We start from the raw sequence: 15,461 nt of genomic DNA on the forward strand, positions 1-15,461 counted from the left end.
TCATTTCACGAAAGTCGTAGCTGCTTCCGCCGAGGAGCGCGAGTGATAACATTCTTTTCACGATCAGTTTTCGAATGAGAGCGCCACGAAGGCGCCGTCTGGCACCTCGCCGGGCATCGAGGAGATGAATTATGTTAACAGGCGAGACGCCCTCACATCTGGGGCGCCCACTGAAAGTTGGCTTGTTCGGCATTGGTCTCGACGCCTACTGGCCCCAATTTGAGGGTCTTCAGGGCCGTCTCGAAGGCTATGTTGCTAAGGTTGCTGACAAACTTCAGCGACCTGGAGTCGATATCGTCAATCTTGGGCTCATTGATACGCCGCAAAAGGCAGTTGAGGCGGGCCATACGTTTAGGGCCTCCGACGTCGATGTCATCTTTCTCTACGTGACAACCTACGCGCTATCGTCCACGGTCTTGCCCGTGGTGCGGCGTGCCGGTGTGCCCGTGGTGGTGCTGAATCTGCAGCCAGAGCGCGCCATTGACTACGCGGCTTTCAATCGGATGAGGGACCGCACCCGCATGACTGGGGAATGGCTCGCCTATTGCGCGGCTTGCCCGGTTCCCGAGATCATTAACGTTTTCAACCGTTCCGGCATTGTCGCCCATCAGGTGACGGGCGTTCTCGAAGACGATGCGCATGTGGACGCCGAGATCGAAGACTGGATCGAGGCGGCCCGGGTGGCCCATGTCATGGCGCATAATCGCCTTGGCGTCATGGGCCACTACTACGGCGGCATGCTCGATATTTATTCGGACCTGACGGCCCAATCGGCTGCGTTCGGCACCGTCGTCGACTTCCTAGAGATTGATGAACTGGCCCAAATCCGCCAGAATCTTGATCCCCACGAAGTCGATGCCATGCTGGGGCGCATTGAGGCGGAATTCGAGATCGAGCCGGGTTGCGATCCGGCCGAGCTTAGGCGCGCTGCTTCCACAGCGGCGGCGCTCCACAAGCTGGTGGCGGCTCACGACCTCGGATCGATGGCCTACTTTTACGTGTCGGTGCCGGGCCATGAGCACGAGGATCTTATTTCCTCGGTCATTCTGGGCTGTTCGCTTCTGACAGCGTCTGGCGTGCCGGTGGCAGGTGAATACGAGGTCAAGAATGCCCAGGCCATGAAGATCATGGACGCCTTCGGGGTAGGGGGCTCTTTCACCGAATATTATGCCATCGATTTCGATGACGACGTGGTCCTCATGGGACATGACGGGCCCGGCCATACCAAAATTGCCCAGGGGAAAACCAAGGTGCGGCCTCTTGAGGTCTATCACGGCAAGGTTGGTCGTGGCGTTTCGGTGGAAATGTCGGTGCGGCATGGACCGGTGACACTGCTATCGGTCATCGAGCGCGACGGCAAAGTCGAGCTGCTGGTGGCCGAGGGCGAATCCGTGCCTGGACCCATCCTCGAAATCGGAAACACCAATAGCCGCTATCGCTTCGCCAATGGTGCGCGCGCCTTCACAGAGGCCTGGAATGCCGTCGGGCCGGCGCACCACTGCGCCGTCGGGGTTGGCCATATCGCCGGGCGCATCGAGAAACTCGCCAAGCTGCTTGGCCTCAAATTTACGCGGGTCGTCTGAGCCGCGAAAAAAGACTAACAGGAGGAGAAAGACATGACTATTTCGAGGATTGTACGGCCATTGGCCGTCGTGCTGAGCGTGCTCGGCATGGCGAGCACCAATGTGATCGCCCAGGACGCTGGCATTACGCCGCCGCCCGAAGTGGCACAGTTTATCGACATTGAGCCGGGCAGCGGGGAAGGGCTGACCATTGGCTTCACCCAGCTTGGTCTCGGTGTGCCATTCACCGAAGCGCTACAGAAGGGCATGGTCGCCGCGGCCGAGACTGCGGGCGTTAATCTCGTTACCTGCGATTCCAAATTCGATGCTGCTGCTGCGCTCGATTGCGCCCGTCAGTTCCGCACGCAGAATGTCGATGGTCTCGTGACGTTCCAGGCAGATGCTGCAGCCGCTGCCAATATCTGTGCCGAGGGGCCGCAGGTTCCGGTTATCGCCATCGACATCGAGCAGCAGCCTTGCCAGACCGCCTTCGTTGGCGCCGCTAATACCTATGCGGGCCAGATCGTGGGCTATGCTATCGGCCAGTACTTCAAGGAAAACTTCGACTGCCAGTACGACGCCTTTGTGTCGCTTGAATCCCTTGCCGTTGGTGTCGTCAACGACATGCGCATGGGCGGCATGCGCGATGGCTTCGCTCAGGTCTGCGGCGAAGTGCAGAACCTGCGCGTCATCGATACCGGTGCCGGTGGCCAGGCCGATGCAGCTCAGCGCCAGATGACCGATACGCTGACGGCCCTGCCAGGTGCGCAGAAGATCATCGTCGTTGGCATCAATGAAGACGTGGTGACCGGTGCTCTCGCCGCTGCCCGTTCGCAGAACCGCACCGAGAACCTCTATCTCGGCGTACAGAACTTCGATCCCGGCAATTGCCAGATCTGGACAGCACCGCATTTCATCGCCTCTGCCGCCTATTTCCCCGAGAAGTATGCCCAGCTCATCCTCCCCAACCTGATCAAGGCCGTGAAGGGCGAGACGATTGCTAAGCAGATCCTTGTTCCCCATGAAGTGGTGACCAAGGCCAACATGATGCAGCTCTATCCCGAAACGAACTGCTGATTATGAGTACACCGACTTTTCTCTCCGTTCGTGGAATCAGAAAGTCGTTCGGCTCGGTCAAGGTCCTCCACGGGGTGGACCTTGACCTGCCTGCCGGCTCAGTCACCGCGCTCCTGGGGGAAAACGGTGCCGGCAAATCGACTTTCGTGCGGATCCTCGCCGGCGATCACCACGCCGACGAGGGCAATATCGCCATCAACGGCACGCCTGTTTCCTTCCGGACCGTGGCTCAATCACGCGATGCCGGCATTCGGCTGATCGCGCAGGAAATCGCGGACGCACCAACATTGACGGTGGCCGAGAACATTACTCTTGGCTCTTTGCCCAACAAATTTGGCTTCGTCGACTATGGCGCGATGAAAAATATCGCGCGGGGGGCCCTGGATTCTCTCGGTGCCGATCTAGAGCTCGACGCGCCGGTTTCCAGCCTGCGATTGGGTGAGCGCCAGATCGTCGAAATCGCCAGAGCAACCGCGGGTGCTTCGCGATGCCTGATCTTTGATGAGCCTACTGCCGCGCTTTCCGACGCTGAAACCAAGCGCCTGTTCGCTCTGATCGAGAGAATGAAATCGCGTGGTGTGGCGATCCTCTACATTACCCATCGTCTCGATGAGGTCTTTGCCATTGCCGACCGCGTTTGCGTTTTGCGCGATGGTCGGGTCTCTCTCGATGCGAAGGTCGCCGATGTCGATCAACCGGCTGTTGTCACGGCCATGGTCGGCAGGGCCGTTGCCTCAAATGAGGACCATCATGTCTACGCCGATACGGGCGCTGCCAAGCTCGTCGAAGTGCGCGGTCTGACCTCCGACAGCTTCTTCGATATCAACGTGGATGTCGCGCCGGGCGAAATCGTCGGAATCTATGGCAAGGTCGGATCGGGCGTACCCGAATTGGCAGGTGCAATCTTTGGTGCCGTGCCTCATGCAGCCGGTGAGATCCGCATCTCCGGTAAGCCGGTAAAGTTCCGGCACCCGAGCGAGGCTATAGCCCACGGCCTAGGCTTTCTGCCTGCCGATCGCGCCAGCGAGGGGCTGCTGCGCCCCAGAAGCGTCGCTGAAAATCTCGCAGCGCCGAGCTGGAAGCGATTGGCGCGTGGCTGGTTTATTTCCCGTTCTATCGAGACTACTGCCTTTGCACGCTGGCACAGGGCGCTGAAAGTTCGCTCCCGGCCCGATGGTTCCGAGCGCATCGCCACGCTGTCCGGTGGTAACCAGCAGAAGGTCCTGTTGGGCCGTTGGCTTGAGGCGGGCTCGAAAGTGCTTCTGTTGGTAGAGCCGACCCGTGGGGTCGATGTCGGGGCGAGGCAGGAGATCTATCAGGTGTTACGCGATCTCGCGCGCCAAGGGCATGGCATTCTCATTGCCAGCTCGGACTATGAAGACATCACCGAAGCCGCAACCAGGGCCATCGTCATGGTTCGCGGGCAAATGGTCGCTCATTTGCCGCAACAAGACATATCAACGGCGCGGCTGACCGAAGCTGCCGGAGGGGGCGCACATGCCTGAAAACGTTCAAACCACTGGTGCAGTCCCTGCCACCACAATGCGGGCAAGAATGAAGGCGCCAGAATGGGGAGCCCTGCTGATCTTCCTGTTGGCTGAGGTCGTCTTCTTCACGATCAACTCGCCCTATTTTCTGTCTTGGCCGAATATCGTGAATATCATCACGGCCCTCTCGATCACCGGCATATTGGCTGCCGGGGGCACCATTTTGCTCATCGCGGGTCAGTTCGATCTGTCGGTGGGCAGCGGTACTGCCTTTGTCGCTCTGATGTTTGCCATCGCGGCGCAAAGCCTTGGCATTATGCCTGCGGTTGGTGTTGCGGTTCTGGTCGGCCTGGGCATCGGCATGCTCAATGGCTTTCTCGTCACCGTCATTGGCGTCAACGCCCTCATCACAACCCTCGGCACGCTGGCCATTTTCCGTGGGCTGACACTCTCTATCGGCGGCGCCAGCAGCGTGCGGATCAACGGATTTGATTGGGCCATTGCTCGCCCCTTTCTCGATATTCCGCTCTCGGCCGTTCTCTTCGTCGTCATTGCTGTTGTGATCGCGATCCTACTATCCCGCACGGTCTTCGGCCGGACAATCTACGCAATAGGTGCGAATGAGAATGCAGCACGTTTGGTCGGCATTCGTACCAAGAAGACGCTGTTTCTCGGCTTTGTCATCTCGGGCGTCTGCATGGCGATCACCGGCCTCGTCAGCGCCTCTCAGCTCGGCTCGACCTCCGGCACGACCGGCACCGGTCTTGAGCTGGCGGTCGTCACTGCCATCATTCTTGGCGGTACCTCGCTTAAGGGTGGCATGGGGAGCATGTTTGGAACGGTGCTGGGTCTGCTCATCGTTGGCGTCCTCAACAACGGCATGACGCTGATGAATATCAACTCGACCTGGCAGCAAGTGGCTGCAGGCACGCTGCTTATCCTGGCGGTGTCCTTTGATCAGATCCGTCAGCGCTACGTGCGCGCCTGATAAGGACGATGGCCATGCCAACGAATACGACCTTTCAGATACTCGACACCGTCGAGATGCCGATGCGAGACAGTTGCGTGCTGCGGGCGGATATCTGGCTTCCGGCAGGGCAGGGACCATGGCCTGTGCTTTTGCAGCGCACGCCCTACCGGAAGGAAGACGCATTCGGAACCCAATACATCTCGGCCATGGATTTCAGGGCCGCGCTGCGACGTGGTTATGCGATCGTCGTACAAGACACACGGGGGCGCTACAGCTCGGATGGCACATTCGATCCGTTTGCCGATGAGATTGACGATGGTGTCGACACAATCGCCTGGCTAAGGCAGCAGGACTTCTGTGACGGCAACATCGTCATGTTTGGCGCCTCCTATGTTGGCGCAACTCAGGTCCTCGCCGCTGCCGGAAACCCCGAAGGCCTTGTCGCCATCTCGCCACATCTGACGACCGGGCGTCATGGCGACACCTGGACCTATCGCGGCGGTGCCATCGAACTGGCATTCCTGCTCCTTTGGATCATCGAGTCCCTAGGGCCGACCGATTTGGCGCGTCGCATAGCCGAGATGCCAGCCGAGGCTTCCCGGCGCGCTCGTGATCTGCTCGCTGAATTTCAGCGTGATCCCTATGCAGCCTTCAGCCGATTGCCAATCCTCGATGATGAACTCATTGCCTTGGCACCGTACGCTCAAGACTGGTTTAGCTCCTCGCGTGCCCGAACCGCTTCTGTTGATCGTGGACACTTGGACGCTTTGGCCCAAACCAGACTTCCGTTTTTGGTGACTTGCGGTTGGAATGACCTCTTTTTAGAAGGGGCCCTTGAACTATTTAGCCTCGTGCGTCATCGTCCGGGAAATATTGCTGATCGTTTGGTTATCGGTCCTTGGTCTCACGGTAATCCGTCGGACTGGCAGGGCGATTTCTGGCATGGCTACGCCGCCTCAACCGCCGGACTTTCTGATGTGCAGCTCGATTTTTTCGATGCTGTCCTCAATGGGGAGATTCCTCAAACGCCACGGGTGCGCTACTTTCGGACCGGTTCAAATACCTGGCACAACGCCAGTGATTGGCCTCTGCCCAACGTGCAGAAAAATCGGCTATTCATCGTTGATGAAAAACTGGAAAAAGATCCTGCCCGAGTCGACGGAGGACGACTGAGTTTTCCTTCTGACCCACTCAACCCGGTCCCGACAGTGGGTGGCGCCAATTTTGTACCTGGTTTATTACTCGGCCGAAATTCTGGAGCCAAAGACCAGTCGGCTGTGGAACACAGAGAAGACGTTTTGACCTTCACCTCGGCTCCGATCGAGACCGATACCGAGGTGACGGGCCTTGTGGAGGCTAAGCTTTGGGTGTCCTCAAACGGCGTGAGCGCGGACTGGACAGCACGCCTTTGTGAGGTCGATGCGAATGGCAGGAGCATTGGCTTGGTTGACGGCATCTATCGCCAAGACGCTGCCAGCTTTGAGCCCGTCGAGGTCGTTGTGCGTCTCGGCCACCTGAGCCATTTTTTTCCTCGCGGCAGTCGATACCGGCTGCAAATAGCTTCTTCTAATTTTCCACGATTTGACCGAAACCCACAATCGGGCGTCCCACCAAGCCGAGCCAGGCAAGAGTGCTTTGTCCCAAGTCTACATAATGTTCATTTTGGCCCGTCTACCCCCTCTTCGCTTTGTTTTCCGACCGTAGTAACTTGCACTTCGGACCAATAAACGGTTCTATAGAGATTCCAAAGCATAGAACGCCTCTCTCATTGGCGTCCGAAGCAATAAAGATCCGCGCTAAAATCGGTAGTGGCAAGCTGAATACTGTAATCAGGAGGGCCGTTGCCTGCCTAAGACCCTGTACATGACTGTGGTTATCAAACTAAAATGCGGCCATTCAGCTGCAAATTCCATAGCGGCATCCGACTAGGGAACTACATTCTTGCTATTGCTTGCTGCGCGCGGGGGGCTTCAAGCGAACCGGCAGCTGTACCGGGGTATTGGCGCTCTTGCAATTATCTACCTCCTGAGATGTTTCGGATCTCCGGTTCGAAAGAGTTCTGTGCATCAAACCTTTGGCGGCGGGTACTGAAGGCCTCGTTGCAGATAGAGACTTCGATCATGCGTCGGCAGCGTCCCACTGGCGGTGAAGCCGGTCAGTTTGTCCTCATGAACATATTCTAAGTCTGAACCATAAAGATCGGCGATCAGCCTCGCGGTAAGATCAGTACGAATGTCCTGATAGTCGATAACGTCAATCAAGTTGTGCTGTTCAAGCGGATCGTCCACCACATCAAAGAGCTGCTGGTGATTTCCGGCCGGGTACCAGATCAGCTTGTGGCGGCCATTATGCATCATGCGGGTCGCTTCCATCCCCTCCACGCACTCGCCGTAAAGACTATTCCGAACGTTGCCGCTGAGCATGGATCGGCCGGTGCAGGACGCGGGCACTGGAATGCCGCAGAGGTCGAGGAGGGTGGGCATCACATCCTGCAATCCAACCAATCGGTCATCGACCTGCCTTGCGGCATCGGGGGCAAAGCGCCCGGGTGACAGGATCATCGGAATATTGGCTGATTTCTCATACATCAACCGTTTGGCGAACAGCCGGTGGTCGCCCAGCATGTCGCCATGGTCGCTGGTAAAAAGGATGATGGTGTCGTCGAGCAGACCCTCTTCGCGCAGCGTCCCAATGAGGATGCGCATCTGGTGGTCGATATGGGTGCAGAGGGCGTAAAAAGCCCGTCGAATGTCGGCGACCTGCTCGGCAGTGAAATGGCTCCAGTGCCGGCGGACATAATCTAGGACCGGCGGCAGCGCACTGCCGTCTTTGGACCATTCAGCCTCAATCGCGGGGTCGATGCTGCGCCCAGCATAACGTTCGAAATATTCGCGTAGCGGTGCGAGGGGCGGGTGTGGGTGCGTGTAGGAAACGTACCAGAATCCCGGCCTTGTCGGGTCGCGCCGCTTGATCATGCGGGCAGCGGTTTCCGTCTGCCAGTTGGTTGGGTGCGTGTCCTCGGGCAAGTGCCAATTGCGCCAGACATATTCGTTGTTGCCCATACCATGCATGAATTGCCGACCGGCGTGGCCACGCTCGGCGAGAAACTGCTCATAGTCGTCAATCTGGCCGTCAACCTGCCGCCCTTCTTCTGCCAGCATCACATCGTGAAAACCGATGCGCGCGCGGGGTGGATAAACGTGCAATTTGCCAACAGCAAAGGCCTGATAACCGGCGCCCACGAATGCGTCGGCAATGGTCGGATCCGAGGGCATGCCAAGTTTGCCCTGGAAGATACGATCACCATGGGCGCGCGGGCTTTGTCCCGTCATCAGCGTGCGGCGGGCTGGGACACAGACCGGACACTCGGAATAGGCGCGCCGAAACCGGGTGCCCGATCGCGCCAGGGCGTCAAGTGTCGGTGTTTCGATGACCGGGTGCCCGGCGCAGCCGAGAAGCTGTCCCGGCCATTCGTCGGCGGTGATCAAAAGGACATTGGGGCGGGACATAGTACTGCTCATGAGCTCATTCTGATTGCCCGGCCACCGAAGTGGCCGGGTGAGAGAAACTAGGCGCGGGCCAAAAGGTCCTTGGCGCCTTGGACGAGAGCAGCGCCGCCAGCGGCCGTCGACATGTTTCCGAACGCCACTTGCTGGCTGGTTTCAAAAACGAGCCGGGTCACTTCGCCAGCGCCTGGCGGCAGCGGCGGGGGCAGGGAACCCACGAGGTTGCCCAGGCTCGCGACGAACTCGACGGAGGCTTTTTCTGCGGGTTTGAGAGCGCCAGCAATCGCCTCTGCCAGTCGGGGCGAGGAGGGAATGCCACGGTCGGCGCCCAGCAGTTTTGCCGCTTCTGGATTACCGGTCAGGAAAGCGAGAAGTGCAACGGCTTCGTCGGGGAACTGGGTTTGAGCCGATACACTGAGACGGGTTGCGGGGCGCAGATAGTGGCCGGGCGCGGCATTTTCACTGATCCGGGGCAAAGGAGCCGGCACCACGGTGTCTGTGATAGCGGCTTGCTGCGGGCCGATCTGGTTGGCGAGCATGAATGTGGATGCCGAATGCCCCAGGGTGAGGCCGCTTGTGTCGATGGCGCCTTGTTCAAGCGCCTGAACATCTGCGGGTACGCAGGCCCGGCTCGCTCGCATGCCGGCCCAGAGTTCGAACCAGCCGGTGGCATCGGCCGCATCATAGCCCAGCTCGCCCTCCGGCGTGTAAAGCGCCTTGTTCTGTTGCTTGAGCCAATTTTCAAAGGCAATGTCATTGCCGCTGGCGTCGCTGGTGCCGTACATATTGGCGCGCGGAGTAGCCTCGGTCAGCTTTGCACAGTTCTCGGCAAATTGTTCGTATGTCATGCCATGATGCGGCGCTTCAATGCCCGCTTCATCCCAGGCGGTCTGGTTGATGAGCATGGCTGCCGAATTGACGCCGAAGCTGACGCCGTAAAGTTTCCCCCCAACACGGTTGGCATCGATCTGGTCTGTTGGAATATCGGATAAATCGATCACATTGCCCAGATACGGATCAAGTTCGAGCAGGGCGCCGCGGTCGGCATATTCGGTGATGTAGCGGAAATCCATCTGGATCAGATCGGGTGGATTGCCGCCGACAACCTGGGTCGCGAGGCGCGTGAAAAAGTCCTCGAATGGTGCGGTTTCGCCTGTTACGGTGACGCCGGGGTTTGCTGCCATGAAGACGTCCATTGCCGCTTCGGTTCGGGCAAGGCGGTCTTGGCTACCCCACCAAAAGAATCGCAACTGCCGATCCTGGGCGAAGGCGCCGCGGGATAGAAACGGCGCGACGGCAAGGCCTGATATCGCGCCGGCAAGCATGCGACGCCGCGTCAAAGAATAGGTCATTTCAAAATCCTCCTCATAGTGAATGTGCCCGACGCCCTCCGCGTTCAAGCACTCTCCCGGTCGATGACCGACCATGGAATTGCAAACGTCCGGCTCTCGGCGCCGGGGATTTTCTCGATCCGGTCGATAAGATGATCAACCGCTTCCTCTAGTGAAGGGCGGCTAGGGCCAATCGTGGTCAGGGCAGGAAAGCAGAGTGCGCCTTCCTCGGCATTGCCGGAGCCGGCAACGGCGATCTCGGTTGGCACCTTGATGCCAAGGCGGGCCAGAGCCTGGAGAACGGACACCGCGCTGGCGTCGGACTGCACCAGAATGGCGTCCGGCAGTTCTGGCTCCTGAAGCAGCGTGTTCAGGATTGCCACGGCACTGGCGCGGCTTTCAGCGCCGGTGACGAAGCGTGCAGGGGGCAAGCCATGCTCCGCCAGGATTTTTTCCAAGGCAGGGGAGCGGCCAGCATCATGGGATTGCGCGTGGCGGATATAGGCGAACCGTTGCCGCTTGTCCGCGACGAGGCGGCGGATGATTGATCGGAATGCGGGCAGGCGCTCCTGACGAACGCTGGAAAATCCAGAGGTTTCGAGAGGCGGATGGAGAAGAAGGACTTCTTTTCCGGCCCGTATCATCGGCGCGAACAGAAGCTCGATTTCCTCAGGCGAAAATTGTTCGACTTCGGCGACAATCCCGTCGGCAAGGCCAGCCTCCACTTGGGCCACGACATCCTGACAGGCGGCAAAATCACGTCCCATGACGAGGAGGGAAGAGTAATCCCTGCGTCGCGCAGCGGCATCGACATCGCGGGCAATGCCATCGGCAAACGGAGAGCCGATCTTGGGAAGGAGGGTGCAAATCCGGCGCGTGCGCTGCAGACGCAAATGGCGCGCTGCCTGGTTTCGCACGTAGCCGAGCTCCTTGACCGCTGCGGCAATGCGGTCGCGTGTCTCTAAGGCAATGCGACAGACAAGCTCCTCTTTGCCGCTCAAAACATAGGAGACGGTCGCGGCCGATACATTGGCGCGTTTGGCAACATCCACGATTGTCGGCTGCTTTCGCGACAAAACAGACACCTTGTGCTTAAACGTTTAAGCAGGTTAGATTTCGTTCTGCCTGTTGTCAAATGGCATGGCGCTTATGATGTCAAAGCGCGCCATTTCGGTACCGCAGCCGTCTTAGGGGAAGCCATTTTGTCCTGCTGTGCACCGAGCCGTGACGGCTCAGCCAAAACGCCAGTCACGCCGCTGACGCGAGGAGAAACCAACGCCGTAGATCGTGTGTTTTTCGATGGCGGCAGAAGTTTTGTGGGTACGGACAGGCCGGTCATTATCGAAGACGGAGAGGGGCCGCGTCGCCCGACAAAACTGGCACCCTTCTGGCTCGAAGCGACCCCCGTCACCAATGAGCGCTTCGCCGCCTTTGTCGCCGCCACAGCCTATGTGACCGAGGCCGAGCAATTTGGTTGGTCCCCGGTGTTTCGGGGTTTGCTGAGCCAGGATCATCGACCCAGCGGGTCAGGCCAAGCATCCTGGTGGGTAAAGGTCGATGGCGCCGCTTGGTCAACGCCAGAAGGGCGGGGCTCCTCGATAGCTGACCGGCAGCGCCATCCGGTCGTGCATGTATCCTGGGCGGACGCGAAGGCGTTCGCCACCTGGTGCGGCGGTCGTCTGCCGAACGAGGCGGAATGGGAGCATGCAGCGCGTGGCGGGCTGGCGGATCCCAGATTCCCTTGGGGCAACGAGGAGCCAGATGACGACAAATCAATCCATGCCAATATCTGGCAGGGACAATTTCCCAACCACAACACGCGGAGAGACGGCTTTCTGGGAACCAGTCCTGTGCGGACATTTGCGGCCAACGGTGCGGGTCTCTACGATATGGTAGGCAATGTCTGGGAATGGACAGCTGATCCATTTCGTGTGCGTTCGCTCAGCAAACAGGCGAAGGCCCGCAATGAGAACGCGAGCGCAACTCAGGAAAAAGTGCTGAAAGGGGGCTCATTCCTCTGCCACCTGTCCTACTGCTACCGATACCGTATCGCGGCACGCTCCGCACTTACCGCGGATTCGTCCTCCAGCAATACTGGGTTCAGACTGGCCTATGACCGTTGAGCCTACGTCCCAAATTAGAGCTGCGGGACGGCTAAAACACCTATCCTGGATATTCGTGTGTTGTCTCTAATATCGTGTAGAGGGCGCTCGTTCTGCATTCTCACGTGTTTACGTCCAGCCTAGCGGGAACTTTTCACTTGCCATACCGGCACTGCATGTCTCCACCAAAAACTCCAAGCTCCGCTGGACTGCCTGTTATGCAGATGACGCCTGAATTCCCAGCGCCAAGATGCCTTGATCGTCGAACGTTGGCACCTGCCTCCCTTAAGTCGACCGAGGGTACGGCCTGCCTTGATATATGCCCCTTTATTGAACGCCTTTGAGCAACACCATCGATCGTGACGTTCGAAAATGGCTGCAGCGGGACAGGCCGCTCTTGTATTTGAACTGTAGCTTGCAGATATCGCCCAAGTTCGAAGAGGCACTCAGGTTCGCTAAAACCTATTCCGGCAAAAATGATCTTGGTAGCGCTTTGCTGTCAGGTGCAATATTGTGTAGGTGCTCGCACAGCGTCCCAACCCCGGCCATCGATGCAGCACCACCTTACAACCTCGAGTTCACTGCGCCAACGAAACCGCTCAATGGTTGTGCGCCTCGTCCGGACGTCAGGTGTGGTCTCGCCCTCCAGCCTGGCGCTGCAACTCGGCATTAGTATCCCGACAGTGATGCGCATAGTGTCAGATCTAATGGCGGAAGAACTTGTCGCCTACGACGGGCATGATGAATCTGCGCGCGGGCGGCCGCCTTCCCGCGTGAAGTTCCAGGGCGCAAGCCATGCGATCATCGGTATCGAGGCCATGAGGGGCAAAATTTATGGTGCGGTGTCGGACCTAAATGGCAATATCCAGGTCGAACGACAGGTGTCTGCAGACGATGACGGTCCAAAAAATGTCGAGCGTCTCATTGCCTTGATCAAGGAACTTATCGCCGAGCCGAGGCCAACTGGTCAAACTCTGAAGGGTATCGGTGTCGGCGTGCCGTCCATCGTCCGCCAGCCTGCGGGGGACGTCGTTCTTACTATGGGGCTTGGATGGAAGGATTTGGGGTTGCGAAGCATTTTGCAACGCCGGTTCGACATTCCTGTGTTTGTGGAAAATGGCCGTAACCTGGCCGCTGTGGGGGAGTGGGGCTTTGGGGCCGGGCAGGGTGCTGGGACTGTCGTCAGTGTTTCGATCGGTCCCGGGGCAGGAGCGGGCGTCGTCGTCGATGGCAAGCTATACCGTGGTCGCGGCAATGCCGCTGGCGAGTTAGCATGGTATCTTGACGATCCAATACTGAGCGGCCGCTCCTTTGCGGGACTTGGAGACAAACAGTCTTTGCGATTTGGCGCCGGCATTCCCGATCCAGTATTTGTAGCGCTGGAGCGGGCAGATCGGGAGTATGTGGCAGGTAAGCTCCCGCTGGACGCCCTAGCGTCCTTGAAAACTGCGGAGGGTGCGATGCTCGCCGACCTGCTCGACTATACGACTATTGCTGTTGCAAGCGTCACCGCCTTCATGAATCCAGATGTTGTGGTTCTGGCAGGAAAGATCGCTTTGGGCGCCGAACTCATGGTTGCCGTCCTTCAGCAGCGACTTGCCGATAACGTATACGATCCGCCGACGATCGTCGTCAGCCCGCTTGGTCATCGCGATATTGTTATGGGTGCCATCATGCATGTCCTCGATGCCACAATTCTCGACCCTCAATTGAGATTTGTAGGACCAGCCGGATTGACAAGCCGCGACACCTAAAATAACTTTCAGACTGTAAGTAAAGACAGGATGGCATCGCTTGGCAGTCGCCCAGGCAATGGGCTTCCGGGAAAAACGACCGATAGATGTCGGCCCGGCCTAGTCATTACGAGGAGCAGAAGGCGGCCCTGAACAGGCCGCCATTATTTGAGCTTGATCCGTAAACGTTTACGGGCGGTTGGTTCCGTCAGTAGACCTGCGGAGGCTTGGCCGGCCGGGATTGTCCCTGTCCGAGCCTTGACGTGCCATTTGTAGGGCACCAACGCCTGCAGGCAAGACCTGCTGATGGGAGGAAATCGTGAGCAAGTCCTTGGATATTCGACGTTCAACTCTTAACCGCCGGCATTTTATGGTCGGTGCCAGTGCCGCTGCGGCGGCACCCCTCGCTATGTCTTGGCCGGGAATGCAGGCGGCGGCGCAAGAGTCCGTGACGCTTACCATGTGGAGCTGGATAAACGGTATCGACAAGCAGATCGCGCTGTTCGAAGCGGCCAACCCCAACATCAAGGTCGAGTTGACCAATCCCGATGCGCTGGTAGAGAAGCTGCGTACTGCGCTTCGGGCTGGCTCGGGCGCGCCCGACGTAACGCAGCTTGAAATGCACATGCTGCCTACTTTTGACCTGATTAAAGGCCTTGAAGACCTTAGTGCATATGGCGCCAGTGATCTACAACCCATTTTTGAGGAATGGGTTTGGAGCGTCGTTGCACCAAATGGCCGCGTCGTTGGTCTGCCGAACGATAGCGGCCCAATCGGCATGATCCATCGATCGGACGTGTTTGAGCGGTTTGACATCACCCCTCCCGCCACATGGGACGAATTCGCCGAAGCGGCGATTAAGCTGCATGAGGCGAGCCCAGAGCATTATCTGGTCGATGCCACTTTCAACGACCAAACCTGGACGGGTGGGCTGCTGCAGCAGGCTGGCTGGCGTCCTTTCAAAATCGACGGCACGACGCTCGAAGTTCGGGTTAACGACGAAGCCGCAAAGAAGTTTGCCCGGTACTGGCAGACCCTCCTCGACGCCAAGGCGATTGACACGGCGCCCGGCTTTAACAATGAGTGGTATACGGCATTCGACCAAGGCAAATACGCGACTTGGCTGGTTGCTGCGTGGGGGCCGCTATTCCTCAGCCAATTTGCTGCCAACAGTGCCGGAAAATGGCGCGTTGCGCCAATCCCGCAATGGGATACCGCAGCGCCGAGGTCGGGTAATATGGGTGGTTCTTCTTTCTCTGTCACGACCCAGAGCAATAAGAAGGAAGCTGCCGCCGAACTGGTCAAGTTCCTCTCAGGCAATGTTGAAGCTGCCGCCATGTTCGCCAAGGAGCAGTTCCTATTCCCCGTGGTGACGGAAGTACTCAACAGCCCAGATTTCGCTAGCCAGACCTCCGAATTTTACGGCGGCCAGGCGGTCAACGAAGTGTTCATTGAAAGCTCGACGCAGATCGAGCGCGGCTTCCAGTACAGCCCGTTCCAAGATTTCGTCGGAGCACAGTTTGAATCCGAACTGGCCGTCGCCGCGGCCAGCGGCACCAGCCTCGAAGAGGCGTTCGACCGCATGCAGGCCAATGTCGTGGAATATGCCTCGGCCCAAGGCTTCACCGTCATCTCCTGATCCAGTCCCCGGTCGGACGACGCGCTCCCAGCGCCGCCTGGCCATTGGCATGAA

At 58.5% G+C, this 15,461-nt stretch carries 11 protein-coding genes; 8 read left to right on the forward strand and 3 right to left on the reverse strand.

The window, feature by feature from the left end; genetic code table 11:
- The first annotated feature begins 131 nt into the window (after positions 1-131).
- From DevBK_RS20685 to DevBK_RS20705, 5 genes are read left to right on the forward strand one after another with little or no spacing between them, the layout of a single operon-like run.
- The gene (locus DevBK_RS20685) at positions 132-1,583 is read left to right on the forward strand and encodes an arabinose isomerase (RefSeq protein ID WP_317186890.1); all 1,452 of its coding nucleotides are present in this window, start codon (positions 132-134) and stop codon (positions 1,581-1,583) included.
- A gap of 33 nt (positions 1,584-1,616) precedes the next feature.
- Positions 1,617-2,639: a sugar ABC transporter substrate-binding protein gene (locus DevBK_RS20690; RefSeq protein ID WP_317186891.1), complete on the forward strand. Its 1,023-nt coding sequence runs from the start codon at positions 1,617-1,619 to the stop codon at positions 2,637-2,639.
- Positions 2,640-2,641: 2 nt separating this feature from the next.
- A complete protein-coding gene (locus tag DevBK_RS20695; protein WP_317186892.1) occupies positions 2,642-4,144 on the forward strand; it encodes a sugar ABC transporter ATP-binding protein in 1,503 nt (500 codons plus the stop codon).
- Positions 4,145-4,193: 49 nt separating this feature from the next.
- Entirely contained in the window at positions 4,194-5,114 is a 921-nt protein-coding gene (locus DevBK_RS20700) for an ABC transporter permease (protein ID WP_317186893.1), read from the forward strand.
- Between the two features lie 14 nt (positions 5,115-5,128).
- Positions 5,129-6,823 carry a CocE/NonD family hydrolase gene (locus DevBK_RS20705; RefSeq protein WP_317186894.1) on the forward strand — a complete coding sequence of 565 codons (1,695 nt, stop codon included), beginning with the start codon at positions 5,129-5,131 and terminating at the stop codon, positions 6,821-6,823.
- A gap of 339 nt (positions 6,824-7,162) precedes the next feature.
- Here the strand turns inward: DevBK_RS20705 and DevBK_RS20710 are convergent, their stop codons facing one another.
- The 3 genes from DevBK_RS20710 to DevBK_RS20720 form a co-directional block, all read right to left on the reverse strand.
- Complete coding sequence (locus DevBK_RS20710; RefSeq protein ID WP_317186895.1) at positions 7,163-8,584, reverse strand: sulfatase-like hydrolase/transferase; 1,422 nt, start codon at positions 8,582-8,584, stop codon at positions 7,163-7,165.
- An 80-nt stretch (positions 8,585-8,664) separates the two neighbouring features.
- Positions 8,665-9,954: an ABC transporter substrate-binding protein gene (locus DevBK_RS20715; protein WP_317186896.1), complete on the reverse strand. Its 1,290-nt coding sequence runs from the start codon at positions 9,952-9,954 to the stop codon at positions 8,665-8,667.
- Positions 9,955-9,998: 44 nt separating this feature from the next.
- Positions 9,999-10,985: a LacI family DNA-binding transcriptional regulator gene (locus DevBK_RS20720; RefSeq protein WP_317186897.1), complete on the reverse strand. Its 987-nt coding sequence runs from the start codon at positions 10,983-10,985 to the stop codon at positions 9,999-10,001.
- 36 nt (positions 10,986-11,021) lie between these two features.
- Between DevBK_RS20720 and DevBK_RS20725 the strand changes: the two genes are divergently transcribed.
- From DevBK_RS20725 to DevBK_RS20735, 3 genes are all read left to right on the forward strand, one after another.
- A complete protein-coding gene (locus DevBK_RS20725; RefSeq protein ID WP_317186898.1) occupies positions 11,022-12,056 on the forward strand; it encodes a formylglycine-generating enzyme family protein in 1,035 nt (344 codons plus the stop codon).
- 581 nt (positions 12,057-12,637) lie between these two features.
- Positions 12,638-13,789, forward strand: a complete 1,152-nt coding sequence (locus DevBK_RS20730) for an ROK family protein (RefSeq protein ID WP_317186899.1) — start codon at positions 12,638-12,640, stop codon at positions 13,787-13,789.
- A gap of 298 nt (positions 13,790-14,087) precedes the next feature.
- Positions 14,088-15,407 (forward strand): extracellular solute-binding protein, encoded by a 1,320-nt coding sequence (locus DevBK_RS20735; RefSeq protein WP_317186900.1) that lies wholly within the window; start codon positions 14,088-14,090, stop codon positions 15,405-15,407.
- Positions 15,408-15,461: the final 54 nt, after the last annotated feature.

The sequence above is a fragment of the Devosia sp. BK genome, from assembly GCF_032907385.1.
Classification (GTDB): domain Bacteria; phylum Pseudomonadota; class Alphaproteobacteria; order Rhizobiales; family Devosiaceae; genus Devosia.